Annotated in this window: 27 protein-coding genes and 5 pseudogenes; 18 read left to right on the forward strand and 14 right to left on the reverse strand. The window is 68.7% G+C overall.

Annotation, left to right across the window (positions count from 1 at the left end; all coding sequences use genetic code 11):
• Positions 1-73: 73 nt before the first annotated feature.
• Positions 74-514 (reverse strand): YcaO-like family protein, encoded by a 441-nt coding sequence (locus tag OHA19_RS02245; protein ID WP_405749186.1) that lies wholly within the window; start codon positions 512-514, stop codon positions 74-76.
• On the opposite strand from OHA19_RS02245, the pseudogene OHA19_RS02250 reads away from it, so the two are divergent.
• Positions 495-968, forward strand: a pseudogene (locus OHA19_RS02250) (IS30 family transposase); the annotation flags it as partial. The gene OHA19_RS02245 and the pseudogene OHA19_RS02250 sit on opposite strands and share 20 nt — an antisense overlap.
• Before the next feature lie 793 nt (positions 969-1761).
• Here the strand turns inward: OHA19_RS02250 and OHA19_RS02255 are convergent.
• Positions 1762-2619, reverse strand: coding sequence for a hypothetical protein (locus tag OHA19_RS02255; RefSeq protein ID WP_405720485.1), 858 nt, complete (start codon positions 2617-2619; stop codon positions 1762-1764).
• Positions 2620-2832: 213 nt separating this feature from the next.
• On the opposite strand from OHA19_RS02255, the gene OHA19_RS02260 reads away from it, so the two are divergent.
• Positions 2833-3213, forward strand: a complete 381-nt coding sequence (locus OHA19_RS02260; RefSeq protein ID WP_405749189.1) for a hypothetical protein — start codon at positions 2833-2835, stop codon at positions 3211-3213.
• Between the two features lie 38 nt (positions 3214-3251).
• On the opposite strand, the pseudogene OHA19_RS02265 reads toward OHA19_RS02260, so the two are convergent.
• The 3 genes and pseudogenes from OHA19_RS02265 to OHA19_RS02275 all read right to left on the reverse strand — a co-directional run.
• Positions 3252-3695, reverse strand: a pseudogene (locus OHA19_RS02265) (transcriptional regulator); the annotation flags it as partial.
• Positions 3677-3814, reverse strand: a complete 138-nt coding sequence (locus OHA19_RS02270; RefSeq protein ID WP_405753378.1) for a hypothetical protein — start codon at positions 3812-3814, stop codon at positions 3677-3679. The pseudogene OHA19_RS02265 and the gene OHA19_RS02270, both read right to left, overlap by 19 nt.
• A 180-nt stretch (positions 3815-3994) precedes the next feature.
• Entirely contained in the window at positions 3995-5425 is a 1431-nt protein-coding gene (locus tag OHA19_RS02275; RefSeq protein ID WP_405720476.1) for an amidase, read from the reverse strand.
• A gap of 124 nt (positions 5426-5549) precedes the next feature.
• Here OHA19_RS02275 and OHA19_RS02280 point away from each other — a divergent pair, with 124 nt between their 5' ends.
• The gene (locus tag OHA19_RS02280; protein WP_405749192.1) at positions 5550-6185 is read left to right on the forward strand and encodes a TetR/AcrR family transcriptional regulator; all 636 of its coding nucleotides are present in this window, start codon (positions 5550-5552) and stop codon (positions 6183-6185) included.
• A gap of 72 nt (positions 6186-6257) precedes the next feature.
• Here the strand turns inward: OHA19_RS02280 and OHA19_RS02285 are convergent.
• The 3 genes and pseudogenes from OHA19_RS02285 to OHA19_RS02295 form a co-directional block, all read right to left on the reverse strand.
• Positions 6258-6382: pseudogene (locus tag OHA19_RS02285) on the reverse strand (site-specific integrase); the annotation flags it as partial.
• A 27-nt stretch (positions 6383-6409) separates the two neighbouring features.
• A complete protein-coding gene (locus OHA19_RS02290) occupies positions 6410-6559 on the reverse strand; it encodes a hypothetical protein (protein ID WP_405722216.1) in 150 nt (49 codons plus the stop codon).
• Positions 6556-6972 carry a diguanylate cyclase domain-containing protein gene (locus OHA19_RS02295; protein ID WP_405722125.1) on the reverse strand — a complete coding sequence of 139 codons (417 nt, stop codon included), beginning with the start codon at positions 6970-6972 and terminating at the stop codon, positions 6556-6558. The genes OHA19_RS02290 and OHA19_RS02295 overlap by 4 nt, the downstream gene beginning before the upstream one ends.
• On the opposite strand from OHA19_RS02295, the gene OHA19_RS02300 reads away from it, so the two are divergent.
• The 4 genes from OHA19_RS02300 (at position 6964) to OHA19_RS02315 (ending at position 11773) form a co-directional block, all read left to right on the forward strand.
• The gene (locus OHA19_RS02300; protein ID WP_405722213.1) at positions 6964-7455 is read left to right on the forward strand and encodes a hypothetical protein; all 492 of its coding nucleotides are present in this window, start codon (positions 6964-6966) and stop codon (positions 7453-7455) included. The genes OHA19_RS02295 and OHA19_RS02300 overlap by 9 nt on opposite strands.
• 1220 nt (positions 7456-8675) lie before the next feature.
• On the forward strand, positions 8676-10163 hold the full coding sequence (locus OHA19_RS02305; protein ID WP_405720471.1) for a lipase family protein: 1488 nt from the start codon (positions 8676-8678) through the stop codon (positions 10161-10163).
• A gap of 239 nt (positions 10164-10402) precedes the next feature.
• Positions 10403-11122: an IS6 family transposase gene (locus OHA19_RS02310; RefSeq protein ID WP_405720468.1), complete on the forward strand. Its 720-nt coding sequence runs from the start codon at positions 10403-10405 to the stop codon at positions 11120-11122.
• 165 nt (positions 11123-11287) lie between these two features.
• The gene (locus OHA19_RS02315; protein ID WP_405720466.1) at positions 11288-11773 is read left to right on the forward strand and encodes a hypothetical protein; all 486 of its coding nucleotides are present in this window, start codon (positions 11288-11290) and stop codon (positions 11771-11773) included.
• A gap of 185 nt (positions 11774-11958) precedes the next feature.
• Here the strand turns inward: OHA19_RS02315 and OHA19_RS02320 are convergent, their stop codons facing one another.
• On the reverse strand, positions 11959-12729 hold the full coding sequence (locus OHA19_RS02320; RefSeq protein WP_405720463.1) for an MIP/aquaporin family protein: 771 nt from the start codon (positions 12727-12729) through the stop codon (positions 11959-11961).
• A 126-nt stretch (positions 12730-12855) separates the two neighbouring features.
• A complete protein-coding gene (locus OHA19_RS02325) occupies positions 12856-13524 on the reverse strand; it encodes a hypothetical protein (protein WP_405720460.1) in 669 nt (222 codons plus the stop codon).
• Positions 13525-13626: 102 nt separating this feature from the next.
• On the opposite strand from OHA19_RS02325, the gene OHA19_RS02330 reads away from it, so the two are divergent.
• The 10 genes and pseudogenes from OHA19_RS02330 (at position 13627) to OHA19_RS02375 (ending at position 21970) form a co-directional block, all read left to right on the forward strand.
• Complete coding sequence (locus tag OHA19_RS02330) at positions 13627-14268, forward strand: TetR/AcrR family transcriptional regulator (protein ID WP_405720458.1); 642 nt, start codon at positions 13627-13629, stop codon at positions 14266-14268.
• Positions 14269-14663: 395 nt separating this feature from the next.
• Positions 14664-14783 (forward strand): annotated as a pseudogene (locus OHA19_RS02335) (DUF6207 family protein); the annotation flags it as partial.
• Positions 14780-14935 carry a hypothetical protein gene (locus OHA19_RS02340; protein ID WP_405720455.1) on the forward strand — a complete coding sequence of 52 codons (156 nt, stop codon included), beginning with the start codon at positions 14780-14782 and terminating at the stop codon, positions 14933-14935. The pseudogene OHA19_RS02335 and the gene OHA19_RS02340, both read left to right, overlap by 4 nt.
• 163 nt (positions 14936-15098) lie before the next feature.
• A complete protein-coding gene (locus OHA19_RS02345; RefSeq protein WP_405749195.1) occupies positions 15099-15614 on the forward strand; it encodes a hypothetical protein in 516 nt (171 codons plus the stop codon).
• Between the two features lie 286 nt (positions 15615-15900).
• On the forward strand, positions 15901-16407 hold the full coding sequence (locus OHA19_RS02350; RefSeq protein WP_405720451.1) for a SigE family RNA polymerase sigma factor: 507 nt from the start codon (positions 15901-15903) through the stop codon (positions 16405-16407).
• Between the two features lie 690 nt (positions 16408-17097).
• Positions 17098-18228 carry a glycosyltransferase gene (locus tag OHA19_RS02355; protein WP_405753192.1) on the forward strand — a complete coding sequence of 377 codons (1131 nt, stop codon included), beginning with the start codon at positions 17098-17100 and terminating at the stop codon, positions 18226-18228.
• Entirely contained in the window at positions 18225-19505 is a 1281-nt protein-coding gene (locus OHA19_RS02360; protein ID WP_405720448.1) for a glycosyltransferase family 39 protein, read from the forward strand. The genes OHA19_RS02355 and OHA19_RS02360 overlap by 4 nt, the downstream gene beginning before the upstream one ends.
• Before the next feature lie 296 nt (positions 19506-19801).
• Complete coding sequence (locus OHA19_RS02365) at positions 19802-19942, forward strand: hypothetical protein (RefSeq protein ID WP_405749197.1); 141 nt, start codon at positions 19802-19804, stop codon at positions 19940-19942.
• Positions 19943-20729: 787 nt separating this feature from the next.
• On the forward strand, positions 20730-21467 hold the full coding sequence (locus OHA19_RS02370) for a tyrosine-type recombinase/integrase (protein ID WP_405753194.1): 738 nt from the start codon (positions 20730-20732) through the stop codon (positions 21465-21467).
• Positions 21464-21970 carry a DUF6262 family protein gene (locus OHA19_RS02375; RefSeq protein ID WP_405749200.1) on the forward strand — a complete coding sequence of 169 codons (507 nt, stop codon included), beginning with the start codon at positions 21464-21466 and terminating at the stop codon, positions 21968-21970. Before OHA19_RS02370 ends, OHA19_RS02375 begins: the two co-directional genes overlap by 4 nt.
• Here OHA19_RS02375 and OHA19_RS02380 read toward each other — a convergent pair.
• Positions 21940-22473, reverse strand: coding sequence for a GNAT family N-acetyltransferase (locus tag OHA19_RS02380; protein WP_405749203.1), 534 nt, complete (start codon positions 22471-22473; stop codon positions 21940-21942). The two genes, OHA19_RS02375 and OHA19_RS02380, sit on opposite strands and share 31 nt — an antisense overlap.
• A 126-nt stretch (positions 22474-22599) precedes the next feature.
• Between OHA19_RS02380 and OHA19_RS02385 the strand changes: the two are divergent.
• A pseudogene (locus OHA19_RS02385) lies at positions 22600-22671 on the forward strand (ATP-binding protein); the annotation flags it as partial.
• 221 nt (positions 22672-22892) lie between these two features.
• On the opposite strand, the gene OHA19_RS02390 reads toward OHA19_RS02385, so the two are convergent.
• The 3 genes from OHA19_RS02390 to OHA19_RS02400 form a co-directional block, all read right to left on the reverse strand.
• Positions 22893-24023 carry a catalase family protein gene (locus OHA19_RS02390; protein WP_405720435.1) on the reverse strand — a complete coding sequence of 377 codons (1131 nt, stop codon included), beginning with the start codon at positions 24021-24023 and terminating at the stop codon, positions 22893-22895.
• 40 nt (positions 24024-24063) lie between these two features.
• Positions 24064-25413 carry a Dyp-type peroxidase gene (locus OHA19_RS02395; protein ID WP_405749206.1) on the reverse strand — a complete coding sequence of 450 codons (1350 nt, stop codon included), beginning with the start codon at positions 25411-25413 and terminating at the stop codon, positions 24064-24066.
• Between the two features lie 129 nt (positions 25414-25542).
• On the reverse strand, positions 25543-26133 hold the full coding sequence (locus OHA19_RS02400; RefSeq protein ID WP_405720430.1) for a hypothetical protein: 591 nt from the start codon (positions 26131-26133) through the stop codon (positions 25543-25545).
• Positions 26134-26360 lie beyond the last annotated feature (227 nt).

The raw sequence follows: 26360 nt of genomic DNA on the forward strand, positions 1-26360 counted from the left end.
TGCGGCACGGCGTCGGGGAGGATCTCGCGGACGCGTGCGGCGGGCACGGTGGGCCCGGAGAAGACATGAATGGTCACGCGGCTGCCTTTTGGGTCGGTCGGGGATGATGTGCCGGGCGGTCGCACCGCAGGGCCGGGGCCAGCACCTTGACGACGGCGAACTCTCGCCGCTGGTGGAGTCCGTGGGTGAGGTCCACCACGAGCGGGGAATGACCGGTGACGGCCTGGATGCGGGCCGCCAGGTGCTCGGCCTCGCCGTCGTCCGTGGCGAACTCGGTGGTGTGCTGCGCGGCGACCTCTGCCCTCCCGGCGCAGGGGCCCGCGGCGGGCTGAGGGCGGCGGTGGACGGCGGGCCGGTACGCGGCCGGGTGGATGTCTTCCCGGCTGCCGGTGATCTGGGTGAGCCGGGACTGAGCCGCTTCCGTGATCGCCCGGGACAGGGCCACGTGGGGGTCCAGGTGGGCGCCGGAGCCGGAGACCAGCAGGGCTGGCTGGCGCACGACCCGGTTTACCATGCTGCTGCACCTGCCCCGGATGGAAGGCTTTGGCACCGGGCCGAGGGTGAAGAACGGGCCGGCGCTGGCCGGTCTGGGTGCCGAGGCCGTCAGGGACGCGATCGCCTCCACGATCACCACGCTGCCCGAGCAGCTGCGTCGCTCGTTGACCTGGGACCGCGGCAAAGAACTGGCACAGCATGCCCGGCTCCGCGTCGACACCGGCCTCGAAATCTACTTCGCGGACCCGCACAGCCCGTGGCAACGCGGCACGAACGAGAATACGAATGGGTTGCTGCGGCAGTACTTTCCGAAGGGCACGGACTTGTCCCGATGGCAGACAGACGACCTCGCAGCCGTTGCACTCGCCCTCAACAGCCGCCCCCGCAAAACCCTCGGATGGAAGACACCCGCTGAAGCCCTCAACGAACACCTACTCTTGACTCAAGAAGCCGGTGTTGCGACAACCGATTGAGTCCGGGCGGTGCACGGGAACCCATGTGCGGGTTCTGGCGTTAAGCGTGCGCCTTACAGGGGGGCAGGTCAGCAACCGGATCAGGCCGGTGTCCCCGATCGATTCCGCCTCGGCGAGGATCAGCCCGAAGCCCCAGATCCGGTCGGCGATCTGCCGGTCCCGGTACGCCTGGGCCCGGCAGACGTCGTCGCAGTACCGCCGACGGGCCGACGCCCCCTTGGGCAGCCGGGCCCCAGTCGCAGAAACGTATGCGGGCCATACCTCCAGGGTCGCGCGCGCCGGTACCAGTGCGCCCGGCCGGGCCAGCCCGGATCCCACGCACCGCCGCGCCCGGCGCGGGCGCGGTGTCGACTCTGTCCTTCTGGCCGTGCTCGTCGTCGGTCCGGTGCCCAGCGGGCCCCGGACCGGTTCAGGGGTGACCCGGGCCGGGGCCGTGATCCTGGCCCGGCTCGTGGTCGGGCCAGATGGTCGGGTCGACCGCGGTCCGTGGTCGACCCGGCCACGGACACCCGGCTGAAGTCGCGGGCCAGCGGGTAGCGGGTCTGGCGCGCCTGCGAGCGCCACCGGCTGAAGAAGATGGCCTACGGCCACGAGGCCCCGCATCAGGCCCGGCAGCGGGCAGCCATCGTGCTGCTGGCGGGTCGCGGGCGCTCCAACGCCCGGATAGCCGCGCGGACGCGCATGCACGTCGACACGGGCGCACCTGGCGGGGCCGGTTCGCCGCCGGCGGGCTGCGTTCGGCACGCTACCGACGGGACGTTTCGGCCCGACCGAACCGTCCTGCACTGGAACGTCAGGCCCGGTCCGGCAGCAGTTCCGCGTTGAGTACGGCGATGCCCGCCTCGCCCTCCTCGAACAGGGCGATCAGCTCCTCGGGCCCGGCATCCGGACCGGCGGTGTGGTCGACGAGGAGGACCGGCTGGAACTCCCCGCCCTGCTCGACGGGGACGAAGCCGGTGGTCAGCTCGCGGCGGAACAGGACGACCCGGTCGGCGTCGAGCGGATCGGAGGGCAGCGCTCCGGGCAGTATGCGCCCCTCCTCCGGGCACGCCCGGAGGCTGTGGGCGAGGACGTCCCGGCGGGCGAGGAGCGTCACCGCGAGCCGGTCACCGGTCCGCTCGTAGCGGGCGGCCAGATCCTCCGGCAGCAGATAGAAAACGCCCTCCTCACCCTCGTGCCCCCGGTCGAGAAGAAGCCGCGCCAGCCGGGCTCCGGGCTCGTCGGCGTGCGAACCGAGCCCCAGAAACACATCACGCCCACCGGGCCCGAGGGAGGGCACCGCCCCGATCCACAGCTCGGCGGAGCCCTCCGGGGTCTGCTGGATGTCGTCGTCCTTCGTCATGGCGGCGATCCAAGCACACGGCACCGACAGGCCGTTGTCAGTGCGCTGCTCGCGGCGCAGCGCCCGGGGGTGACCCAGTGACCACTCGTACGCCCCGAAGGAGCCCCTGCCCGCGCTCTCGGCGGGTCTGCGGCCCCTGGCGGTGGAGGCGCTCGACCGGATCCTCACCAAGGAGTCCGAGCTGCTCGAACTCTGGTGGGAGGGGCTCGGTACGTCGCTGTGGACGCTGCTGATCTTGACTATCGGGCCCGGACGCAGTCTGGCTGCATCCCGCCGCATCTGGTCTCCCGGCTTCTCGAACTCGGCCATGCCGAGATGGTGGAGTTCTGGGCCGGCCATGGGGAGTGGTTCTGCGCGCGGGAGTGGGCGCGGCTGCTCGGTGAACAGGGCCGACGGGCTGAGGCGCTGGAGATGCTCGCCCCATACCTTGCTACGGGCTGGTGAACGGCCACTTGGACCACGGCGGACCTGCTGGAGAGCTGGGGGCGGACCGACGAGGCGATTGCGCTGTCCCGATCACGTATGGAGGACGGGCACCCGCTGGCGCTGGAGTTCCACTCTCGGCTGCTCGCCCGGCACGGCCGGGACGACGAGGCATTCCGCCTGCTGCGGCCGCACGTTCAGGACCGGTTCATCGCCGCGGCCCTGGTCGACGTCGCGGACGGCGCCGGCCGGGACGACGAGGCGGCGGAGCTGCTCGCGGCCCAGATCCCGGACGAGCATCGGTGCGACAGCCCGTGGTGCTGCCGTGGCCTCGACCCCGACATGGCGATCGGACTGCTCGCCACGATCCGTGAACGCCAGGGCCGCGTCGACGACGCCATCGCCCTGCTGCGCACCCGGGACAAGACCTCGCTCAACAACTCTGCCGCCTCGTACGCACAGCGCCGCCCCAGGCCGTAGGCCCCGGGAGCGGGCGGGCAGTCGGGGACTCGGGGGGATCAGGCGGCGAAGCCTATGTTGGTGACGTACTCGTACCGGCCCCACTGAAAACCGAGGTCGGGCAGGACATCGGTGGTCCACTCGTCGTCGAGGCCCTGGTGGTCGCCGGTTGCCCAGGCTTCGACGATGCGGTCCCAGCGGCGGACGTTCATCGTGCGGTACTCCACCACCCGTTGCAGGGGCCCGGCCACCTGCGACTGGTTCAGCGGATGGAACTCCACCCTGGTCCCGCGCCCTTCGCGGTTGAGACGGGCCAGAAGATGCCGGGCCACATTGCGGCGGCGTACCGTCCGGTAGGCGGCGTCGATGCGTTCCAGGCTGGCCTTCGACGGCCGGCGCGTGCCCTCCAGCCACGCCCGCAGCGTCCGGTCGGTCACCGTCAGGCCGGCGTCCTTGGCCGCAGCAAGGCTGTGGTCGGTCTTCGTCAGGTAGTGCAGGCGGGCGGGGCCATCAGGCCGAGGGCGAGGGCCGCGTAGGCGGCGCGCCGGCCGGTCTGGGCGAGGAGACCGACCAAGTCGCGGCAGGAGGGCGAATGGTCCTCGGTGGGGTTCATGGTGTCCATTCCGGTTGTTGTTTTCCGGGCACCGATCGTTGTTGGAGCCTCGGGCGTCTTTACAAGTACCGCGATCTCGGGCTGCCGTTGAAAGCGGTTTGTGGCGAACGGGTCCGTTTCAGCCAGGCCGCCGGGACGGGGCGTGAGGGGTACGGGGGTTGCCGCGTGCGCCCTCTATGGCCCAAGGGCTCAATCAGCCCGGCCTCCCACTCGCGGGTCGACCGGTGTGAGAACTCCGAGCCGGTCCTCGATCGCCTGGGCCGCGCCCAGGCACAGGTCCTCCCGGAACGCGCGCCCGATGATCTGTACTCCGCAGGGGAGCCCGTCGACCGTCCCGGTCGGTACGGCCACACCGGGTACGCCCACGAAGCTGGTCACGGTGCACAGGCGCATTCCTGACCCGACCCGGTCCCGGCCCGCCCTGTCCCGCGACTCCAGTCCGGGCTCGACCGGTGGCTCGGTGAAGACCGGACCGAGCAACAGCGGGTATTCGTCGAGGAATTCGGCCCATGAGCGGCGGATGTTCATCCAGGTGCTCATCAACTTCATGAATTCGGCCGCGCTCGCGGGCGGGGTCTGCTCCATCATCATCTCGATATAGCGGTCCCCGCCCTTGCCGAGCAGCTTGCGCACCACCGGCCAGGTCGGGGCGAACTCGGTCACGGCGATCCGGCCGTATGCCTCGAGGGCCTCGTCCATCCGCGGCACGTCCTGCACTTCGCGCACGTCGTACCCGGCGTCGCGCAGTGCGTCGGCCGCGGTCGCAACGGCTCCGTGAATCGTGAGGTGGACGCCGTGCCCGCCGGGGTCCGGCACGACCGCGACCTTCATGCGTCCGGGGAGCGGTTCGCCGTATGCGGGCACCGGCACGGCCCGCGGGTCTCGCGGATCGGTGCCGGCCAGCACTTCGTAGGCAAGCCGTAGGTCGCCCACGCTCCGGGCCAGCGGGCCGTCAGTGACCAGCATCTGGGACGCCGGGCCGGGGTCGTCCGGGCCGAGAACGCGGTGGTCGGCGGGGAACCGGCCCGTGGACGGCTTCAGCCCGGCCACACCGCAGAACTGGGCCGGGACGCGCACCGACCCGCCGGAGTCGTTGCCGAGCCCGAGCGCCGCCATGCCCGTGGCAACGGCCACCGCGTCGCCCCCGCTGGAGCCGCCCGGGGTCCGGCTGCTGTCCCACGGGTTGACCGTGTCGCCGAACAGCTCGCTGCGCGTGTGCACCCCCGCCAGGATCAGGGTGGGGATGTTGCTGTGCCCGATGGGGATGGCCCCGGCTGCGCGGAGCCGTGCCACCGGGGGCGCGTCGGCCGACGCCACCAGATCGCGGAAGCGCTCCGTGCCGAACGTAGTCGGCACGCCTTCGATGGCGGTGCTCTCCTTCACCGTGAAGGGCACCCCCGCGAGGGGCCCCAGCGTTTCACCGGCGGCCCGCCGACGGTCCGTCTGCGCCGCGGCCTCACGTGCCCGCTCCGCCAGGAGCTGCGTGACCGCGTTCACCTGCGGGTTGATCTCGGCGATGCGATCCAGGTGACTGTCGACCAGTTCGACGGCCGAGACTTCTGCGCTGCGCACAGCCTCCGCCTGCACGGTGGCCGGCATCTTCCACAGGGCGTCCTGCATGGCTTTACCTTCCTCACCCAGTACCAATGCGCTTGCATCGGAACCGTATCCCGGACCCGATACGTGCGCATCGCATAAACTGAGCTGCGAAGCGGAGCGCTGTGAAAATGGGAGGCGATCGGACATGCCCAGGCAGGTGGATCATGTGAGCCGACGCCGCCTCATCGCCGAGGCCGTGTGCCACCTCGCCGACGAACACGGGCTGGAGGGCGTGACCCTTCGCGATGTCGCTGCCCGCGCACAGGTGTCGATGGGCGCAGTTCAGCGGTGCTTCCGCACCAAGGAAGAGATGCTCGTGTTCGCTCTCGGGCACATCAGCGAGCGGATCAGCGAGCGCGTACAGGCCCGCCTCCTCAGGAGCCCGGCCCAGTCGGCTGGCACCGCGCTGGGGCACGCGGCCGCCGAGATCTCACTGCTCCGGGAAGAGCACCGCGCCGAGGCCAGGGTCTGGCTCGCCTTCGTCGCGCAGGCGGCTGTGAGCAAGGCGCTCGCCAGGACTCTGACGGCGAACTACGCAACCCTGCAGGAGGCGTTCACCCGCCTCATCTCGGAAGCCGGCGAGGGCGCCGACCGCGCCGTGCGCCTCGATCCGCAACTCGAGGCCCGCACCCTCCTCGCCCTCGCGGACGGCCTCACCGCGCACGTCCTCATCGGCCACCTCACCCCACACGAAGCACACGACGTCCTCCACACGCACCTGGCCCGCCTCTGGGAGCAACCGGTCACGCACACCCCCTCCCCGGACTCCCCACTTCCATGAACCGGACCAAGTGAGGCGGGAAGCGACAGGCGAATCGGGCCGCCTACGGTCAGCGTCGGCTGTCACCGGGGCGGACAGCACCGACACCCGGCGGGAGTCCAGGTGTTCACCGCAGAAGTGCCCCACAGCAGTTCCAGGGCAGCCTCGCCGATCTCGTCGTCCGCGACCGGAATCAGCGGCCGGCCCAACCCGTCACGGACATGTCCGCCACGCAAAGCGCCAGATCAGAACCCATGACGAGCCACCGAGCTGTCCATAAGCCAGTGCTTGGGCCTGTTCTCCACGTTCTTCCCGACGAGGATGCAGGTGGCCCAGGGCTGGCGGATGGTGATGCCGCGGATCCAGTCGCCCTCGGGGAGCGCCGTGGTGCTCATGCGGCTCGTCCCCACACGGCCGTCCCCGGCCTGCCCGCCCGGCGCCCGTTGATGGACGGGACCATGGCGTGCGCGGCGGTGGCGAGGTGGGCACGGCCGGAGTGCTTGCCGTCGTACAGCGCAGCGCCGGCCGCCCTCTGCAACGCGGTCAGGCCGCGGGTGCCGAGAACGTCCGGGGACGCGGCGCCGACCGCGGCGGCGACGTCGACGGTGCGGCCGTCGTCCAGGGTGACCGGGATGTGCAGCATCCGGACCAGCTGCTCCAGACGGTGCGCGCGGCTGTCGGCGGGCAGCTCCAGGACCACGGCGAACTCATCGCCCCCGAGCCGACCGACGGACGCGCGCGAGCCCGCCCAGGCGGTGAGCCGGGCGCCGATCGCGGCGAGGACGGTGTCCCCGGCCGCATGGCCCATGCCGTCATTGATGGCCTTGAACTTGCTTTTCCGAACTACGAGACGATCTTGCTCGCTCGTAGAGCTGACCGCGGCATCGGCTGTCACAGGCATGTGACAGTCTGCTCCGCAATGGGGGCAGGACTCGTCGAGGGAGGGCGGAGCGTGAGGCTCGTGGGCGAGGTTTGGCTTGTGCAGCGCCGAGACCAGCAGGAGTTGGTTGGGGAGATCTTGGTCGAGGAGGCCGACTTTCCGTGGCTCTCGGGGCGATTCACGCCCGGTCCCGCATTCGTCGGAGTCCAGCCTCTGTTCGACCGCGAGCTCGAGCTGATGGAGTTCGATGACGACGAGCACTGGGCCGAGTGGGAGGAGGTCTACGACGAGATCCGAGAGACCGTCTCGCTGACTGCGCCCTCCGGCCCTGTTCCGGAGTTTCTGCTGCACATCGAAGGAGGGCATGCGTGGTTCCGCTGGAGTGATGAACCCTTCGATAGCGACTCGTAATGCTTAGGCGCCCGCCGAAGGGGCCCGGTTGCACAGACGCGCCCCGCACGGAGGAGGATGCGGGGCGGGAGGGGATTTGAATCCCACCAGTCCGCACCCGGTGCAGAATTCCGTCGTGGGAGCGCCTGCTCCAGCAGGTCCAGGCCGCAGCGAACGCGGCCGGCCAGATCGACTGGGACATCTCCCGAAGCAGCTTGAAGACGATGGCCAGGGCGGCGGTGCGGGAGCCGGCGCCGCGGGTGACCTTGGTCCAACACCTTTGCTCTCGGGTGGCGGGGAACACTTCCGCGAGGGCCTTCCAGAAGCCCAGGGCGCCGCCAGCCATTCGTCGAGGAGGCCCTGCAGCTGGGCGACGGTGCAGCACGCTTCGCGTTCGATGTCTCTGCCGCGGCGGGTGACGTCGGAGCCGGTGTAGCCAGGCCGGCAGAACAGGGAGTTGATCGACCCGAAGGTGCGCTCCACGCCCTTGGCGGTCGCGTGAACGACGGCGCCACCCGCACGCTGATCCCGGGCGTCTTGCACGCCGCGGTGAACGCCCTGGACACCATCGAGGAGATCCCCGGGTGCGCCGCGCGGTGGGCCGTCGGCCCCGAGGCCATGCGCGAGCGGTACGAGATCTGGAGCATGTGCGGCAACCCGCGCACCACCAGCGGCATGAAGGCGTGGGTACTGGCCGTCCTCCCTGCGCCCGCCGCGAGGAAGCCGCCCAGCCGTGGATCGAGCGCCTCGCCGCCGCTGTCGCCCGACCCTCACCACCGACGTCAGCCCGGATGCCGCCCACAGCCGCGACACCGAACTGGCTGCTGCCCAGCACGAGGCCCGCTGCGACGCGTACGTCCCTGACACCCTGCGCAGACTCGTTCGTCTGAGCCTCGAGCTCAGCCCGTCGCATGCACCAGGGAGGGCGGGACCCCGCCGGGAGGTCCCGCCCCCATCTTTAATGGGTCATGCGGAAATGGACCACGCGACCGGGCTCAGAAACGGTCCGGGGCACGCTCCGGGAGCGAGTTCCTGGACGTTGCCGACGGACATCTACAACCGCGACGACGAGGTTGTAGGGAAAACAGATCCTTGAAGCCTTTCACTACGGTTCCGCTTTAGTCGGACCCCATTCCAGTGAACTAGAGAACACAAATGGCCTGACATCCGTCAGGGTACTGAGTATGCGAATACATTGAAATGGAGATGCATGACGATGAGTGAAGACTTAAGGAGCGAGCATGGCGGCGGCACAACAGGCCACTCCGATCACGCCTCAGGTGGCCATGACCCTGGCCGCCATCGCGGCAACTGGAGCGACTCCGCGTCCGTCGGGGGAGACCCTGCAAGCCCAGACCGAGCGGATCAAGCTCGGCATCTCCCGGCAGTTCTCCAACTCCCCCCTGACGAAAAACTGGACACCGACGTGGCTCGCGCTGAGCCCGGACAACGCGAACATGGCGTACATCGCCAAGAACAACGACGGCTCGAACCAGTTTGCCGTGGTCGTCCGCGGGACAATCGCCAGCGTGACCGACATTCTCGAAGACCTCGACGTCGGCACGGTGGTGCCGTTCACCGCCAGCGGGTCGACGTCCCCCATCTCCGTGTCGAAGGGGGCGATGGACGCCTTCACTCAGGTCGTCGACATGCGTTCGCTCAGCGCCAGCTCCAATCTCGTGCAGGCGCTCGCCGGCCTCTTGACGGGGATTCCGCAGCCGACGGTCTACGTAATCGGTCACAGCCTGGGTGGTTGCATCGCAAACATGGTCGCGCTGTACCTGAAGGCGCAGACCTGGCAGCAAAGCCAGCCTCAGTTCGGGGTGGTCACCTTCGCGGCACCCACCGCCGGTCTGCAGAGCTTCGCCGACTACCTCACCTCCCAGTTCGGGAGCATGAACCAGCGCTACGTCAACGCCTACGACGCGGTGCCGCTGGCCTGGGCCGGTCTCCCCACCGCGGAGAGCTGGTACCCGGATCCCGGACCAGCGGCCACTCTCGAGGTGAAGGTGCTCCTCGGGTCGATCGCAGCTCTGCGCGGGAACAATGTCTACGTCCAGCCGGGCACTGCCGTCAGCAAGAACACCGACTACATGGTCCGCGACGACAATTTGGTCAAGGCCTCGGTTGAGGATTTCCTGGGCCAGGTCGCATTTCAGCATGCCAACTCCACCTACCTCAGACTGCTGGACGCGCCCGTCCTCTCCGGGCCGCCGGTGGTGACCGGCGTGATCCCCAGCTTCGGCGCATCGGGCACACAGGTCACTATCAAGGGCCGCGACTTCAGCAAGGACTGCAACGTCGACTTCGGCCCCGTCCCGTGCCAGAAACCACCCACGTTCAACCCTGACGGCACCATCACTGCCGAGGTGCCCGACGGGACCGGCATCGTCAACGTGTATGTCACCAACCCCCTCGGCACCTCCCCGGCAGTCCCACTCGGGCAGTTCGCCTACGGCGGGCCCGAACCCGTGGTGGTCACCGGCATCACACCGGACAGGGGCAAGGCCAACGACTCGGTCACTATCTCCGGCGCGGGCTTCGCGAAAGGCGCCTCCGTGTATTTCGGGAAGAACGCCTCGCCATCCGTCCAGGTCGACTCGGACAAGATCGTCGCCAAAGCACCCCCGTCGGGCAAGGCTACGAGCACGACCGTGGACATCACCGTGACCGTGAACGGCTACTCGTCCCCCACCAGTCCAGCCGACGAGTTCACCTACACCGGGTGACACCGGAGTCGGTCAGCTCACTGGTCCCGGACAGCGGTCGCCCCGCGGTCCGGGACCACATCGCGTCCGTGAGCCCAGTGGCCCGAACGCCGCTTCACCATCGAAGGGCGGCCGCGGCCTGGGCCGCACGCTCGCCCAGCAACTGGCCGACGGCGGCGAGAACGCGGTCGACGGCATTGTCACGTTGGCTGGCCGGGTGGGATGATTTTTCGGGTTGATCATGGTGGAGGGGGTTGTCCGTGGACAGTACGCCACCGTCGTACAAGGGGCACCGGTACCCGGTCGAGGTGATCTCCCACTGCGTGTGGCTGTACTTCCGCTTCCCGTTGTCATTCCGTGAGGTGGAGGAGCTGATGCTGCAGCGCGGCTGCATCGTGTCCTACGAGACGATCAGCCGGTGGTGTCTGAAGTTCGGGCAGCCCTACGCCAACGCGCTGCGCCGCCGATGTCCCCGTCCCGGCGACAAGTGGCATCTTGACGAGGTCTTCATCACGATCAACGGCGAGCAGAAGTACCTCTGGCGCGCGGTCGACCAGGACGGCAACGTGCTGGACATCCTCGTCCAGAACCAGCGCAAGGCCGCGGCCAGGCGCTTCTTCCGTCGGCTCCTCAAAGGAATCGGGGCCGCGCCGAGGGTGATCGTCACGGACAAGCTCCGTTCCTACGGCGCCGCTCACCGCGAGGTGATGCCCTCGGTCGAGCACCGCTCCCACAAAGGCCTGAACAACCGGGCCGAGAACTCCCACCAGCCAACGAGGCAGCGCGAACGCGCCATGAAAGGCTTCCGCAGCGTCGGAGGAGCTCAGAGATTCCTGGCCGCGTTCAGCGGCATCTCACCCCACTTCCGGCCACGCCGGCACCGGAGGACCGCCCCCGACCACCGCAGCGTGACCCAGGCCCCCGCCCAACCCCCACACGCCCTGACGCACCCTCAACCGATCAACACCCCACCAACGTGACAACACCCTGACTCCGCCTCTTCGTCCTGTAAGCGCCTGACTGTAATCCGGTGACTGCGCGGATGGAGAGCGCCATTCGCCGACGGTGAAGTCTGGGAGTGTCCAGGGGACTCCATCCCGTTGTACGGTCGGGCGGGTACTGCAGCCATCGACACGGGAGCCGAAATGGGATCGGATCATGTTCCTGATTGGTTCTGGGAAGTCCTGGAAGCGACACGACCGCGCCTGTCTGCCCTTGAATTGTGGTTGGAGTCCCAGCCGCGGGAAGTCCTTGAAGCCTTCACGCTCGCGTACGAGTCCGCGGCTGATTCGCTGGCCGACTTCTCGGAAGGCGTGAGCGTGGATGGGGCCGTCTGGTCCGAAGACAGCACCGAAGATCTGTGCATGTGGGTGGTCGGGCAGGGCTGCGGGCTATGGAGCTCGGTGATCGCAGGAGAAGTGCGGTTGGAAGAGGCCGCGCAGATGTATCTGGGCCGTGCGCGGCTGCTTCCAGACTGCGTAGTGCCGTGGGACGAGGATGTCTCGAACCCGGAGCACAGGGGCTACCAGTCTCCCTGGACCATCGCCCACGGCATCTACCGGACGCGTTTTGCCGAAGAACTCCATGAACGGTTTGGGGTACCTGAGGAGGTTGCCCGGCCGGGCGGGTAGCGCGGCGGGGCTCGTGGCATAGACGTCGCTCGTCTCCCGCCCGCCCGCCGTCAGCATGCTCGAAGCCAAGGCGGAACCAGACGAGATGCGTCTGCCCCGGCCGCCCCGGGACGGCGAGATCCGGACACCGGCGTGGGCCGGCGTTCCGGTCCGCCGCGATAGCCGATTGGTGATTTCCCTCCCTGTCAGCACCGGGGCCGCTGTGCGGTCAGGGGTTTGGCCAGAGCCACGAGGGCTGCTCCCAGCACCGCGCCGAGCACCGGAGCGAGCAGGTAGATCCACAGGTGGGTGGTGTCCTGGGCCAGGAGCGCCGGACCGAACTGCCGTGCCGGGTTGGCCGATCCGCCGCTGAGGGGACCGAACGTCGCGATGATGACCGCGGTGGCGAGGCCCACCGCGCAGGGGAGCAGTCTGCGGCCGGCCGGGTGTGCCAGGAGCACGGAGAGCATCATGGTCAGCAGGACGAGGACTCCGGTCTCCGCCGTGAAGATCGCGGTGGCGTCCCATGCCGGGTCGGCGTGGACGGTCGCGTAGCCGACGGGGACACGGGAGACTGCCGGTCCCCAGACAAGTCGGCCGAGCGCCGTTCCCGCGACGGAACCGGCCAGTTGGGCCGTGACGTACGGGACGACGGCGCGGGCCGGGAAGGCGCCGAGCCGCCACAGCGCGATGGTGACGGAGGGGTTGAGGTGTCCGCCGGACCGCCGGCCGGGTGGAGACGTCATGAACACCATGAGAAGCACCCCGATGGTGACGCCAAGGATGGCGAGAGCGTAGTGGATGTCATGGACGGAGATCGGTGAGTCGGGTGCGATAAGCCAGCGCACGCCGGTGACGACGAAGAACAGCAGAAGGCCGGTGAGGCCGAATTCGCAGGCTGCGCGACGCAGGATGCCGGATTCTGCGGTGGTGGGCGGGTCGGCCTGCGCCGGCACGGCCGGAGTTGTGGTTGTCATGGAAATGGTCCTATCGAGGATCGCTGTTCGCCGGGCCGCGCCGAGGAGAGCCCGGGGCGCGGGATCCCTCTTGGCGGCGGGGATCCCCTGACCGTCAGGGGATCCCCGCCTGCGTGCGGAAGGAGCTCACGCCTGGGCGTGCGCGCCTTCCAGCCAGTTGGTGAACTCGCAGGCGAAGTGCCACTGATGTCCGACGAAGACGTGCTCAGGGGCGTTGGCCGGGAACTGGATGGTCAGACGGATGCGCAAGCCGTCGGGGCCGTCGCCGAACTCATGCATGACGCGGGCGATCTCCGTGCCGTCACCGAGGCGTCCGGTGCCGCCGATGCGTACGGGGTACTCCTCGTGGCCCTCGTCCGCGATTTCGACGCCGTCGTGGAAGGTGAGGAAGAACCGGAGGGGGCCGGATCCTATGGTCTCGATGATCTCGACCACTCCGCCGCTGGAGTCGGCGAGGTAGTGCTCGGGGTTGGCGGAGAGCAGCGCGGACCGGTCACCGCCCGCGAGCCGGCCCTGCCACCAGGTGAGGAACCGGTCCACGTCGATCCCGGCGACTGTCATTTCGGTGACGGCCGACCGCCAGGCTCCTCCGGACCCGTTCGGAAGCGGTGCCATCACCGCGTCTGACGCGGCGAGATCGGGGGCGAGGAGTTCCCGCATCCGCTCGTCCCCGATCCGCTGCTTCAGCAGGGTGAGCGCCGCCCGTGAACGGTCCAGCTCCCACTGCCGAACGGCCTCGTCCCCGTACTCGACACCGTCGATGACAGTGCGGACATTCAACGCGCCAGTGTTCATGGCGAAGCCCCTTTCGAGCGAAGCGGAGAAATTTTCTCCGCCTACGGCACGCTAGCATAGACGGAGAGAAATTCTCCGCTTCATTGATGGAAGGTGGATCTCATGCGGGCGGACGCCGAACGCAGCAGACGACGGATCCTGGATGCCGCCCGCGATGTGTTCCTGGAGCGGGGCCTGGACGCCCCGCTGGACCTGATCGTGCGCCGGGCGGGTGTGGGGCCGGCCACGCTCTACCGTCGCTACGCCGACCGCGAGGCACTCGTGCGTGATCTCACCGGTGACCTGCTCTCACGCCTTGAGGCCGCGGCCCACCAGGCGGCGCGGGAGGAGGGTGACGCGTACGACGCGGTGCGGCGCTTCGTCCACGCGGCAGCCGGCCTCCGGATGGGCGCAGTGATCCCGGTGCTGCTCGAACGGCTCGTTGTCGACCAGGAGTTGATCGAAGGCCGGACCCGCACATCGAGGGCGCTCGACGACCTGATCCGCGCGGCGCACGAATCCGGTCGGCTGCGCCCCGAGGTGGGGGCGGGGGACCTGATCCTCCTGTCGATCCGGCTGTCCCGCCCCCTGCCCGGTGGTCTCTCCCGGCTCGACGCGGACGGCACGCTGCTGCACCGCCATCTCGACCTCGCCCTCGACGGCCTGACCACGCAGGCTGCCCCGGCGCCCGCCCCTGCCCCGGGCGAACCGCTCACCTTCGCCGACCTCGTCACCGCCGCCGACCGCCCGAACACGACCGACTGAGCCCGCCGGAACGGCCCGGAGCACGAGAGCCTCCCCCCACCAGGCGACCCCGTTCGTTGCGGTGCACCGCGACAGTGCCGAGTCCGCCGACGGGCGGGCGCCCCCGGCCACCGCACGACTGGACGCGGATGGTCAGCCGATGAAATTCGACCTCATCGCGAACATGTACACGGTGGTCAAAGCCGATATCACCGGGACGTGCGCAGACATGATGATGCTGGTCTTGCCGAGGCCGGTGGGGATGTCGAGGTCCGGCCATGTGCCGGTACCGGCGACCTGGTGGAGGCAGGCGGTCTACCAGGGGAAGGGGCGGTGGCCGCGGATCTCCTGGACGAAGTCGGGGAACTCCTCCAGCCGCACGGCATTGTTCGTGCTGGGGATAGACAGCCCACGCTGTCGTGGCCGAGCTGGAACAGCGGTGGGCCGCCTCCGGCATCACCCCCGTGCGCAGCGAACCCGGGACGCCAGGGGTGCGGGTGCGCGTGTATGCCGATATCCGGCGCCCGGCACCATGACAGGCCACTCCACCGCTCGCCAGGTTCGCCCCACACTCACCCGTGACGCCCTGCGGATACTCGCCCTCGTGGCCATCTCCCTGACACCCGGCGCGTGCTCGATGTCCTCCGAGGTCCAGCTCGGCGCCGAACGCCCTCTCGGCTCCTGGTGAGCTACTTTGCGAGGGATGCGCGCTTGCGAGGGATGCGCGCTGCACCGGCTCGGTGCGGCGGCTGGAGGACCGACGTAGGCCAACGCTGCAGCCGCAGCCGCGAGGCCGGCGGATTCCTCAAAGGGGATCCCGGGCAGCGCGTTGTCTCGCTTACGGTCGCTCCATGACCAGTGACGGCGTAGTTGTGGATGAGGCGATCCGTGCGGCGTGGGACTCATATCGGGTCCTGGAGAAGCGGACTTCCGCCAAGGACCGCCAGGAGGCGCAGCGGCGGGTCAAGGCTGCGGTGGACGCGTACGGGCGTGAGGAGGTGTCCCGGGGCACGGTTTTCTTGGTGGGTGTGCTGACCGGATACCTGATCGCCGAACAATCCGGTGGCGAGGGTCGGCTTGATCCGCTCAGCGATCTGATCCCCGCTGTGATCCGCAAACTCCCCACGTTCGAGATGGCCGACCCGGCTCAGGTGCCGATGGTCACCGGCGTCCTCATGGCCGCTGCGATGGGCATGGACACCGTGGCGTGGCGTGACCGGTTCGGACAGATTCCGCCGGAGGAGGCTCTGGTGCACGGCTTCGTGTTGTGGCTGCTCGCCGACCTCTTCGATTCCCTGACCGGACGGCGCGGAGCCATCGATCAAATGATGCGGGAGACCTTCGACCTCCATGGCCACCGAACATAGCTGACGCGCGGGCGATGCCTGGTGGGTGGCTTTCGGTGTATACGGCCGTGGCTACGATGCGGCTCGCATTGCCTGGGGCCTCGAGCTGCTCGGCGGCTGTTGCCGACACCGCTTCGTGGACGACCGGGCCGTCCTCCCACCTGGAGATACGGGAACCTCCTACGGCCGAAGGGGCTTGTCGTCGCTATGCCCTGTGATCCAGATCATGGTCCGCAGGTGCATCGTGGGCCGCCTCCCAGTGCCTTCTACAGGGTGTAGGCGACCGGCGAGAACAGGGACAGTGTGGATGGAGCAGAGTCGAGCCCGTGCGTTCGACGAGTTCGTGGCTGCCCGGTGGTCGGTGCTGATCCACCTGGCCCGTCTGCTCGTCGGAGGCGATCGGCATCGGGCCGAGGACTTGTTGCAGGAGTCCTTGGTCAAGCTCTGGTTCGTCTGGCCCAAGGTCGCGGACGAGGCACCGGAGCCGTACGTCCGCAAGGTGATGATGCGTGCGGCGGCACGCTCGGGACAGCGGCGTTGGTGGGGTGAACGCCCCGTCGAGCAGCTGCCCGAGACGGCTGTTGTCGGCGATGTGTCAGCGGACGTGGTGGAGCGTTCCCGGCTGGAGGCCGCGCTGGCCCAGTTGTCGCCGAAGCAGAGGGTGGCGGTGGTGCTGCGCTATTACCAGGACCTGCCCGAGGGGCAGGTGGCGGAGGTGCTCGGGTGCCCGGTGGGCACGGCTCGGTCCCATGCCGCACGCGGAGTGGCCCGGCTGAGGCAGCTCCTGGGCAATGTGAACGAGCCGGTGCGGTGAAGGAGAACCCCATGGATCACTTCGAACGGCAGCTGGCACAGATGATGCGCGACACCGAGACGGCGCCCGCACCGTTCGAGCCGAAGCACCGGGAACGTCTCTGGGCAAGAGCACGTGTCCGCCATCGGAGACGCGCCGCACGGAGGGCAGTCGGCTCCGTCCTGGCCGTCGTCGGCCTCAGTGTCGGGCTGTCCCTGCTGCCCGGCCATGCGACCCGGGTCGAGCCCAGCCACCCCGGCCCACAGCCCACGACGAGCCTGCCGACCTCCGCCCCGCCCGCAATACCTGACGTGTCCCCGAGCGCGCCCTCCCCCTCGGGCACCTCCACCGCCCCCGCACCCCCTGACGGGACCGCCACAACCGCGCCGCCGGCCACGACCGGGAGTACGGCCACGGCCACCGAGACTGCGCCGGGAAGCACGGAGGGCGCATCGCCACCCTCGACCTCGGCCCCGCCTTCGGGTACGGCGACCGCGCGGAACCAGCCGTTGACCGCCTCGTCCTCGCTCGTCACTCCGTAACGCCGTAACGCCGTAACACACCGTCGCCCCAAGTGTCTTCGGCCTGCCCCGCACCAAGTCACAAAGAGGATCAAACGTGATAGATCAAGGTTCAGTTGCCCTGAAGAACCTGAGCCGGCTGCCGCACCGCGCATCAGTGGCGACACACCATCCGGAGCCCGTCCTGGACATGGTCATACCCGTGTTCAATGAGGAGAGAGATCTGGAGCCGAGCGTGCGGCGGCTCCACGCGCACCTGTGCGAGACCTTCCCCTACCCGTTCCGTATCACCATCGCCGACAACGCCAGTACGGACAGCACCCCGCGGATCGCCGCTCGGCTGGCAGACGAACTGCCCGAAGCACAGTGGCTTCGGCTGGCCGAGAAAGGGCGCGGCCGGGCGCTGCGTACAGCCTGGTCGCTCTCGTCGGCCCCCGTACTCGCGTACATGGACGTGGATCTGTCCACGGAGCTGACGGCGTTGCTGCCGCTCGTGGCCCCGCTGCTCTCCGGCCACTCCGATATCGCCATCGGCACCCGCCTGGCTCCCGGTTCCCGGGTGGTGCGCGGCCCCAAGCGAGAGATCACCTCGCGTTGCTACAACGCCCTCCTGCGCTCCGTCCTCGCCGTGCGCTTCTCAGACGCGCAGTGCGGATTCAAGGCGGTGCGGCGTGATGTGGCCGAGCAACTGCTGCCCCTCGTAAAGGACTCGGAGTGGTTCTTCGACACCGAACTGCTGGTGATCGCCGAGCGTGCCGGGCTGCGCATCCATGAGGTGCCGGTCGACTGGGTGGACGATCCCGACACCCGGGTCGACATCCTCGCCACGGCACTGGCCGACCTGCGCGGCATCGCCAGGATCGGCGGGGCACTGGCGCGGGGCACGCTGCCGCCTGGCAGATCGCTCCGCGACGGTGGCGCCGCCGCGCGGGGCGGGCTCGCCACCCAACTCCTGTGCTTCGCCGCCGTAGGAGCCGTCAGCACCCTCGTATATCTGCTTCTCTACGCATGGCTGCGCCCAATGGCCGGCTCCCAGGCCGCCAACGCACTCGCGCTGCTGGTCTGCGCCGTCGCCAACACGGCCGTGAACAGGCGGCTCGCCTTCGGCCTCCGTGGCCGTGGCGGTGTGCTGCGCCACCAGAGCAGGGGCCTGGCCGTCCTCCTGATCGGTCTGTCGCTCACCGGCGGATCGCTCGCCGCCCTGCACCACGCGGTGCCCTCGGCCGGGCAGGCCATCGAACTCGCCGTACTCCTCGCCGCCAACCTGGCCGCGACACTGGTGCGGTTCCTGTTCTTCCGAGCGTGGGTATTCCGCGCATGATCAGGACCACCGCCCGTACGACCGCGACCGGCACCCTGAGCTGGAACGCGAGGCTGTCGCAGCAGCCCGCCACCACGGGCCCCGCCCGCCGGCGTCGGCTGCGCCGCACAGCCGAGCAGTACGGCCCCGTACTGGCCGTCTACGGCACGCTCAAGTTCATCGGCTTCGCCGCGTTCATGTGGCTGCTGCACTCCGCCGGGGACTACCGCACGAAGAACCTGCGCTTCGGCGGCGGCGCCCACCCGTGGGACGTCCTGGCCAGCTGGGACGGCTGGTGGTACCAGCAGATCGCCGCGCACGGGTACGACCCTCAGCTGGTTTCGATCCCCGGCGCCACCGGCCCGATCACCCTCGAAGGGAACTCGGCGGCGTTCTTCCCGCTCTACCCGGCGCTGATGCGGCTGGTCTCCGAGCTCACCGGCCTCGGCCTGTACGGCGCCGGCCTGCTGGTCTCCGTCGTCGCCGCCCTGGCCGCCGCCCTGGGCATCTACGCCGTCATCGAACGCCTCGGCGGCAGACGAGCCGGGCTGGCCGCGGCCGGACTCTGGGCCGTCTGGCCCGGTTCCGGCGTAGAGTGGGCGGTCTACTCCGACTCCCTCTACGTGGCCCTGGCCGTCTGGGCCTGCCATGCCGTCCTGAGCCGCCGCTGGCTCACCGCCGGTCTCCTCACCTGCGTGGCTGGGCTCAACCGGCCCACCGCCGTGGCGCTGATCGCCGCCGTCGCCGTCGCGGCCCTGCTCGCGCTCTACCGTCGCCGGGACGGCATCCTGCGTCCGGTGGCCGCGATGGCCGTCGCCCCGCTCGGCCTCCTCGCCTATCTCGGCTGGGTGGGTCACCAGATGGGCAACTACGGCGGCTACTTCAGGCTTCAGTCCGGTGCCTGGGCCCACGAGTGGGACTACGGTCGGCACACCCTTGACGTCCTCACATCCGTCCCGGTGGGCCACTCCGACTATCTCTCCGCCTGGCCCTTCGCGGACATGATCGGCGTCGGCGTCGTCCTGCTCGCGCTCGCACTGCTCCCGCTGCTGATCCGGCTGCGTCCCCCGGCCGTCCTGATGGTCTACACCGTTCTCACCCTCGTCCTCGTCCTGGGCAGCCAGCAGATATTCGGCAACGTCTCCCGTTATCTGCTCCCCCTCTTCCCGCTCTTTCTCCCGTTCGCCCTCGCCCTGCGCCGCCTCAGCCTGACCCACCAGCTCATGCTCCTCGGCATCGCGGCCCTGGCTTCCGGCTCATACGCGGGCTACGGCCTTTTCGAACTCGGCGTCCCGTAACCGACAGACCCAGGAATGGATGCCCGATGGCCACGACCCTGCCCACCGCCAAGCAGTCAGCCTCGAGTCCGGCACACCGTGATCCTGCACGCGATCCAGGTCCCGTACGGAACCCCACCGGCGCCCCGAGCAGCGCCAACTGCTCGACCGGCTGGCCCTCACGGACCTCCGGGTGCTCCGGCTCTACTGTTCACGCGCCTGGGGCTGTGGGTCGTCGCCTACTGCACCGCCTGGCTGACCCCTTGCCGAATCCGACGTCAGGACACCCGCCCCATAGCGCGGGCCGCGCGGTCGACGTGACCTGGATCAACGGCCGCCACGTGGGCAAGAAGGCCGATCACCGCGGGCTCATGAATGCCTGCCGGAAGCTCGGCGCCGTGCTGGTTCTCGGGCCGGGCGACAAGAACCACGACACCCAGGTCCACTGCCAGTGGTAACCCGCCTCCAGCACCGGGTGAAGTGTGGAACTCCCACTCTTGGCACAGAAAGCAGGGGCCCTCAACGGCAGATCCCCGGACTGGCACTCTGCGGTGCCGGGCCACTCCCTTTCGCTCAGCTCCTGGACGGACGGCCCCTCCACGGACATGGCTCTCGGGCCGACCGGATCCGGTCCGCGCTTGGGGGGCCTCCTCGCCGTCCTGCTTTCTGTTGGGTGCGGGTCTTGCACAGCCACGGGCCGATCACGACGCGTTCGCCGTCGACCTCGGTCCATTCCCTGGCCCCGGGTGGGCGGCCGTGACGCTCCACGAAGGCGCGCAGCAGCAGCGCTGTCTGCTCGAAGGAGCGGCGATTCCTGGTACGGGATGTGCCGGGTGTTCTCGGCGTTTGCCTCAGTAGGACTTGATCGGCGGTCAGGCCGAGGCTGGTGAGAAGGTCGCGCGGGCCGGAGTTGAGTTCGTGCCAGGTGGTGAACTGACGGTGCAGCCAGCTGCCGGCCTTCACGCCGTCGATCACCGTGTCGCGGCGTGGCCGGGTCGTGTCCGGCTTCGATGTGGCGCTTGATCAGGTGGTATCTGCGGTGCCAGTCGGGGCCGTGCGGGTCGAGGGCGGTGAGCTGGGCTTCGCGGCTGGGTGTGAGGCGGCCTTTGCTTCCACTACGCACAGAGCAAGATCGACATCGCGCCGGACAACATCCTCGTCGACGCCGAGGTCGTCGCGGTCATCGAGGAACAACGACACTGGGTCCGCGACCACTTCCCCGGCATCACCCCGCGCCACCTTTTCCTGCAGCGGACCGGCAACCGCCAGGGCGACAAGCCCTACCCTTCGGGCACCTACAACTGGATGCTCCGCGAGTTCAGCAAGCTCGTGAAGATCACCGACAGCAAGGGCAAGCCCGTCGGGCTCAGCCACACCCACCGCTTCCGCCACACCAAGCTGACCCGACTCGCCGAACTCGGCCTGCCCGTCCGCGTGTTGATGCGCTATGCCGGACGCGCCACCCCGTCGATGACGATGCACTACGTCGCCGCCCGCCAGGAACACGCCGAGCAGGCGTTCCTGGCCACCGCGATACTCCGCGCAGACGGCACGCAGGTGGCTTTCTCCCGCGACGACCACGACAGCCTCCACCTGTTCGACCGTGCCGACCGGTTCCTGCCCCACGACTGGTGCCTGCTGCCGCCCCTACAGACCTGCGACAAGGGAAACGCCTGCCTGACCTGCTCGGTCTTCGTCACCGACGCCTCCCACCAGACCGCACTTCAGCGGCAGTTGACCGAGACCGAGGCCCTGATCAACCGCAGCACCACCGCGTTCCAGGAACGGCACGGCCGCCCGATGCCCAAGGACAACGTCTGGCTGATGCAACGCAGAGCCGAACACGCGGCCCTCACGAAGCTGCTGGACACCATCCGCTCCAAGCCGGGACGCGCGGTCCAGGGCACCGGCTGCGGCACAGCCCCCACCGGCCCCGTCCCTCTCACCCTCGACCTCGACCGCCACCGAAGGACCCGGCCATGACCGACGACGCTCGCGCCAAACGCACCCAGACCCTTGCCGCCGCCGCGAAGGCCAAGTCCCAGGCCAAGACCGACGCGGCAGAGAAGGCGATCCGCACCCTGGTCAAACGCAGTGAGCCGATCACCTTCCAGACCGTCCAGCGCGAGGCCGGTGTCTCCCACGCCTTCCTCTATAACCACCCCGACCTGCGAGGACGCATCGAACGACTCCGGGCCCAAGCCCGTCTTGCCCCCGCACCGGCCTCTCCGGCCGACGAGCAAAGCACCCTCGTCCTCGCGCTGACCGGCCAGATCACCGCCTCAAGAAGCGGCACCGAGAAGAAGTACAGGCACTGCGGGACGCGCTCGAACAGGCCCACGGCGAGAACCTCGACCTCCGCCGCGAACTCGCCCGCCGCGGCGGAGACACCCCACCGCCACAAGCCCGAGTCATCGGACCCTGCTGATGCCCTGCCCAGCAGAATACGGCGTCATCACTGGGCAGCCTTCGGATGGCCACAGTGACGCTCCCATTCGGGAGCGAGGATCGACATCACGATGTCGTCCACCCACGCACCGTCATACAGCAGCGCGTCGCGTCGGACGCCCTCCACGACGAACCCATAACCGACGATCAACCGCGCCGCTTCGGTCCCGAACCCCCGGCCTTGGCCCGCCGCAGCCAGCGCGATCCGGAAGTTGCAGCTGTGATTGCCGCTGTCCCACTCGTTGAGCACCGCCTCGCCCACGCAGGCGCCGGTCGCCCGCTCGACGACGGCCAGGTCCAGCCGGTCCGCTTGCTCGTGGCGGGTGCCATACCACGCATGCATCCGTTCCTCAGCGGCCTCGTCCCAAGGCTCACGATCTGCCGATCCATGGCTGCTGCCGGTCAGGCGGCCCACCTCCGGATCCTGGAGCAACGAGCGAAGCACGGACGCGTCCTGGTCCATGAGGAACGGGCGCAGGAGCACCCTCTCCCCAACAAGCGTGGGTTTGACGGAAAAGTCTGCCTGCACATGATCACTCACCAAGCGATTCTCAACGCAGCTGGGCGTCTCGGCAAACGAGTTCCTCAGGCCACCTCACATCGATCGAAGGAACGTCATGGCCAGCCATGTTGAGCGGTATCAGCAATCAAACCAGCGATAACGCCCGGGACCGGAAAATCGCACTTCCGCGAAGCCCTCGGACAAGCCGCCGTCGATGCCGGGACGGTCGCGTGGTTCGCAGCCCCGGCATGAGGGCGGGGGTGTGCGGGCGGATGGCGAGGTTGTGCTGGACGTGGCGGGGCGGGAGGTTCTGGCCCGGTTGTACGGGGTCGGGCAGGAAGTGCTGGGGCGGGCGTTGCCGCCCTGGGGCGGGAGGTTGCCACGTTCGCGAACGGGGAGGGTGGGGTGCCGTGGGCGGTGTGGATACCTCCGTGTGCTTGCCGCCATATAGGTCGGCTTCATTGGGCCGGGCCGAGTACCTCGTCGGCGCTGCGGGGCTCTGTGCGCGGCTGCTGGTTGAGTTTGTGGCGCGCGATGGAGGAGCGCCGGTAGACCTCTTTGCGGACCCGCATGATGTTTCCCAGGGGTGCATGCTCGGCAGTGACCCGCCAGGGTGTGAAGGACAGCGCGTCCATCTTCTCCAGGTTTTCCGGGCCGGAGATGTCCTGTCGCGGCAGCCGCAGCTTCGCCACGGTGACGGACGGCGAGAGCTTTTCGGGCCACTCCACGGTCGTGTCCTCCACCGGCATGCGCTCCAGGTCGGTGCAGAGCTGGACCTGGATGTCGAAGGCGTAGGGCCGTTCCTGCAGTTCGGCCTGCAGGGCCGGTCGGAAGACCTCCTGCGCGGAGGCCGGGTCGATGTCGCGCCGGACCACCGCGGCGGCGAAGTCCGGGTCGGGGGTGATGCGCACCTTGGCGATGTAGTCCCCGTGCCGGACCGCCCCCATCGTCCAGTAGCTCGACAGCAGTACGTTCGCCGGGGGGGTTTTCGACAGGCGCAGGAAAGCCAGGAACTCGTCCCACGCCCAGTTGTCCTGATCCAGCGTTCCCTTCCCGGTCACGAACTCGGTGAAGAATCGATGTGCTCCGGGTCGGCCCTGGGAGAAGTAGGCCGGGGCGTTCAGGAACAATTCCTGGATGAACAGGTAGTGCTCGACCGTGTTGCAGAAGAAGATCGGTCCGTTGATGTTGGCATAGTCGAATGTGCCTGTGTCCGGTTCGTCTTCCAGCAGGGTCGGGCCGGGGATGTCGAAGATCTTCAGTGCCAGTCCGGTGGCGGCGCCCAGTCGTGCGTCGGCTCCGGCGTGGGGCGAGCCGTTGGAGAAGCGGATGAGCGCATCGTGGGCTCCCGGAGTTGCGTAGATGCCCTGGGCGTACTCGGGAGGCAGCCCGTCCAAGATCTCTATTCTCCCCCGGACCAGCCCGTAGCCCTTGGCATGGGCGTCACGCAGGGCCCGGCCGGTACCACCGGCTTCGACGGAGTCGGCGATGTAGCTCTCGGTCTTGCCGATCACCGTCTGCAGGTTGCGGTCGAAGTCCGGATCGTCGGCTTCAACGTCAGGCGTATAGCGGACGAACTGTGCTGCCATGGTGTCGAACCCTCCTCGAAGACCGTGGTGGTAACCGTCCTCAGTCCTCCAGCTCCGCGAGCCAGCGCAAGGCGCGCAGCCCCGGCACGAAGCAGTACTCACCGCCTCGAGTGACCACGAAACTGGGCAGATTCTTCAGACGACGCCGAACCGGCTTCTCCGGGATGGTGAGGGTGCCGGTTCCGCCGTGATGCCCGGCTACCGCGTCCTTCTCGCCGGGGTAGCCGATGAAGTTGCCGTCGTTGATCCACTCAGCCTTGATGAACTCGAACTGTCGTTCGAGATGGGCGCCCAGGAACACTCCGACCAGACCACGCTCGGCGCCGTCGTCCTCCAGCACACCCTCCGGCAGCGGCGGGCCGTAGGTGGTACCGCGGCGGATGAGGCGGTGCATCCGTGCGTCGCCGATGATGGTGGAATCGCGGGGGTTGGTGCGCCGGATGTGCGCACCGGCGGGGCACCGGTAGCCGCGGTCGTCGTTCTCCCGGTACAGGAAGTTGTTGACTCGGTGCGGATCGGCGGCCAGCTCCGGGTCATCGTGCTCCGGCGCCAGTGCCAGTGGTGCTCCGCTCGGCCAGCGTCCCACCATCTTTGCCGCCAGGAGTGCCTCCTGCTCGGCGCCGGAGCTGTTCTCGCGCAGATACCGGCGCCAGGCCGCCACGTTGGTGTGGGCCTTGCGCACGGCCGCGTAGGTGCCATTGCGGCCCAGCACATCGGGGCTGGGCATGGGCGGCGGGCTGCCAGTTTCGTCAGGGTAGCCGAGGATGAACTCGCCAGCCTTGATGGGGACTTCCTGCGGGTTGGAGCCGGGCAGCCCGACGCCCTCGATGTTCGGATGGCTGATGCCGTCACGGAAGCCGAAGGTGGTACGTCCGGTCGGGAGCTGGCGGACCTCCTGCTGCCAGATCACCTGGACACCGGGCGTGTCCGCGAAGGCGACACGAGCCCGCTCCAGCTCCTTGCCCAGCTGCGCCGCATCGGAGGACAGGGCGCTCAACGCGATATGAACATCGCCCGTTCCGAACGGTGCCTCCCAGTGGGCCGGGGCACTCTCGCCCACGTCACCGATCAGCTCCGCCCGCGCGGCCATGCCCTCCCGAAACGCCCGCGGAAAGCTGTCCAGCGACTCCTGGGGCACCCCCAGGGCCCTCAGCCCCTGATAAGTGAACGCCACGGACACCCAGGCATCCTGGCTCCGGTCCGCGCCGGGCAGACCACCCGGGGTCACCGGAAGCAGCCGTCGCAGCAGGGCGCGCCCGGCATGGCGGTCATCGACGCGCAGGAAAAGGTACTTCCCCACGTAGGGCACGGGCCGTGGACGCAGCGCTCCGCTCTGGACGTCGTCGATCTCGACGCGCACGCCGGCCGCGCCGCTGTCCGCAGTGTTCATGATCGCTTGTGCCTCCACATCGGTCTCTGCCTGGGCAGCCCCGCAGCAGCCGACCCGCGCTCGTCGACGCGGTCCAACGTTGGGTCGGGTCCAAGGGTCGGTCATGTCCGGGTCCTGGGCTGTACGGGTTCAGGCCGAGGCTTCCTCCAGCAGCTTCTGGAAGGCTGGTGTGGCCACCAATTCCGCGTTGGCCGGGTTGTCCAGCGCCGACCGGAACTCGGGGGTGTCCAGCACCTCCTGGAACGCGTCGTCCACGCGCTGGTCCTTGTAGATCTGCTGAACGGTCAGATCGGGGTAGGCGCTGACGAAGACCCCCGCGGGCTCCTGGTGGGCGAGGAACCAGTCCTTGACCCCTGGATCTTTGATGCCGGGGAACCCTTCGCTGTGCGAGAAGACCTTGTCGAAGCGGGCCCCGACCACCGTCTTGGCGAAGTCGTCGATGTAGGTGTCCCAGGAGCCGTCAAAGACGCTGGCGAACATGAACCTGGTGTCGTTGTCGAAAATGACGTGCCGTGCGTCATGCAGCGTGCCGATCTGGCGCAGCGCCGCATGGACATTCTCGTCATTCGCCGCATCGCCAAGCCAAGTGAGATCCTCGCGCAGTGCATCGGCCTCGCCCGGCTTGATCTTGGTAAAAACGGTGAACTCGTTACAGACCCCGTCCATCCTGCCCGGGTGCTCATGGTGAGCCGACGAGGTTGCACCTGTCGTCGCAGTCATCGCGAGGTCCTCCTGCCACGGATCGGCGCGAGGATCGCCAAGCGCTCGGATGACAGGCGCCATCGCCCTCACATATTCGATGGTTCCTGAGACTGGGCTGCCCCGCATCTCGGCCCGCGGTCGTTGTGGTCACCTGGGACGGACGCTCGGTCGAGAAGCCCCTGCGGGATCCCGGTCAGCCCTGTGCGGCAGGCCGATGTCGGGAGGTCCTCGTGTCACGAGAGCCT

Origin of the sequence: Streptomyces sp. NBC_00012 (genome assembly GCF_045040875.1) — a bacterium.
Classification (GTDB): domain Bacteria; phylum Actinomycetota; class Actinomycetes; order Streptomycetales; family Streptomycetaceae; genus Streptomyces.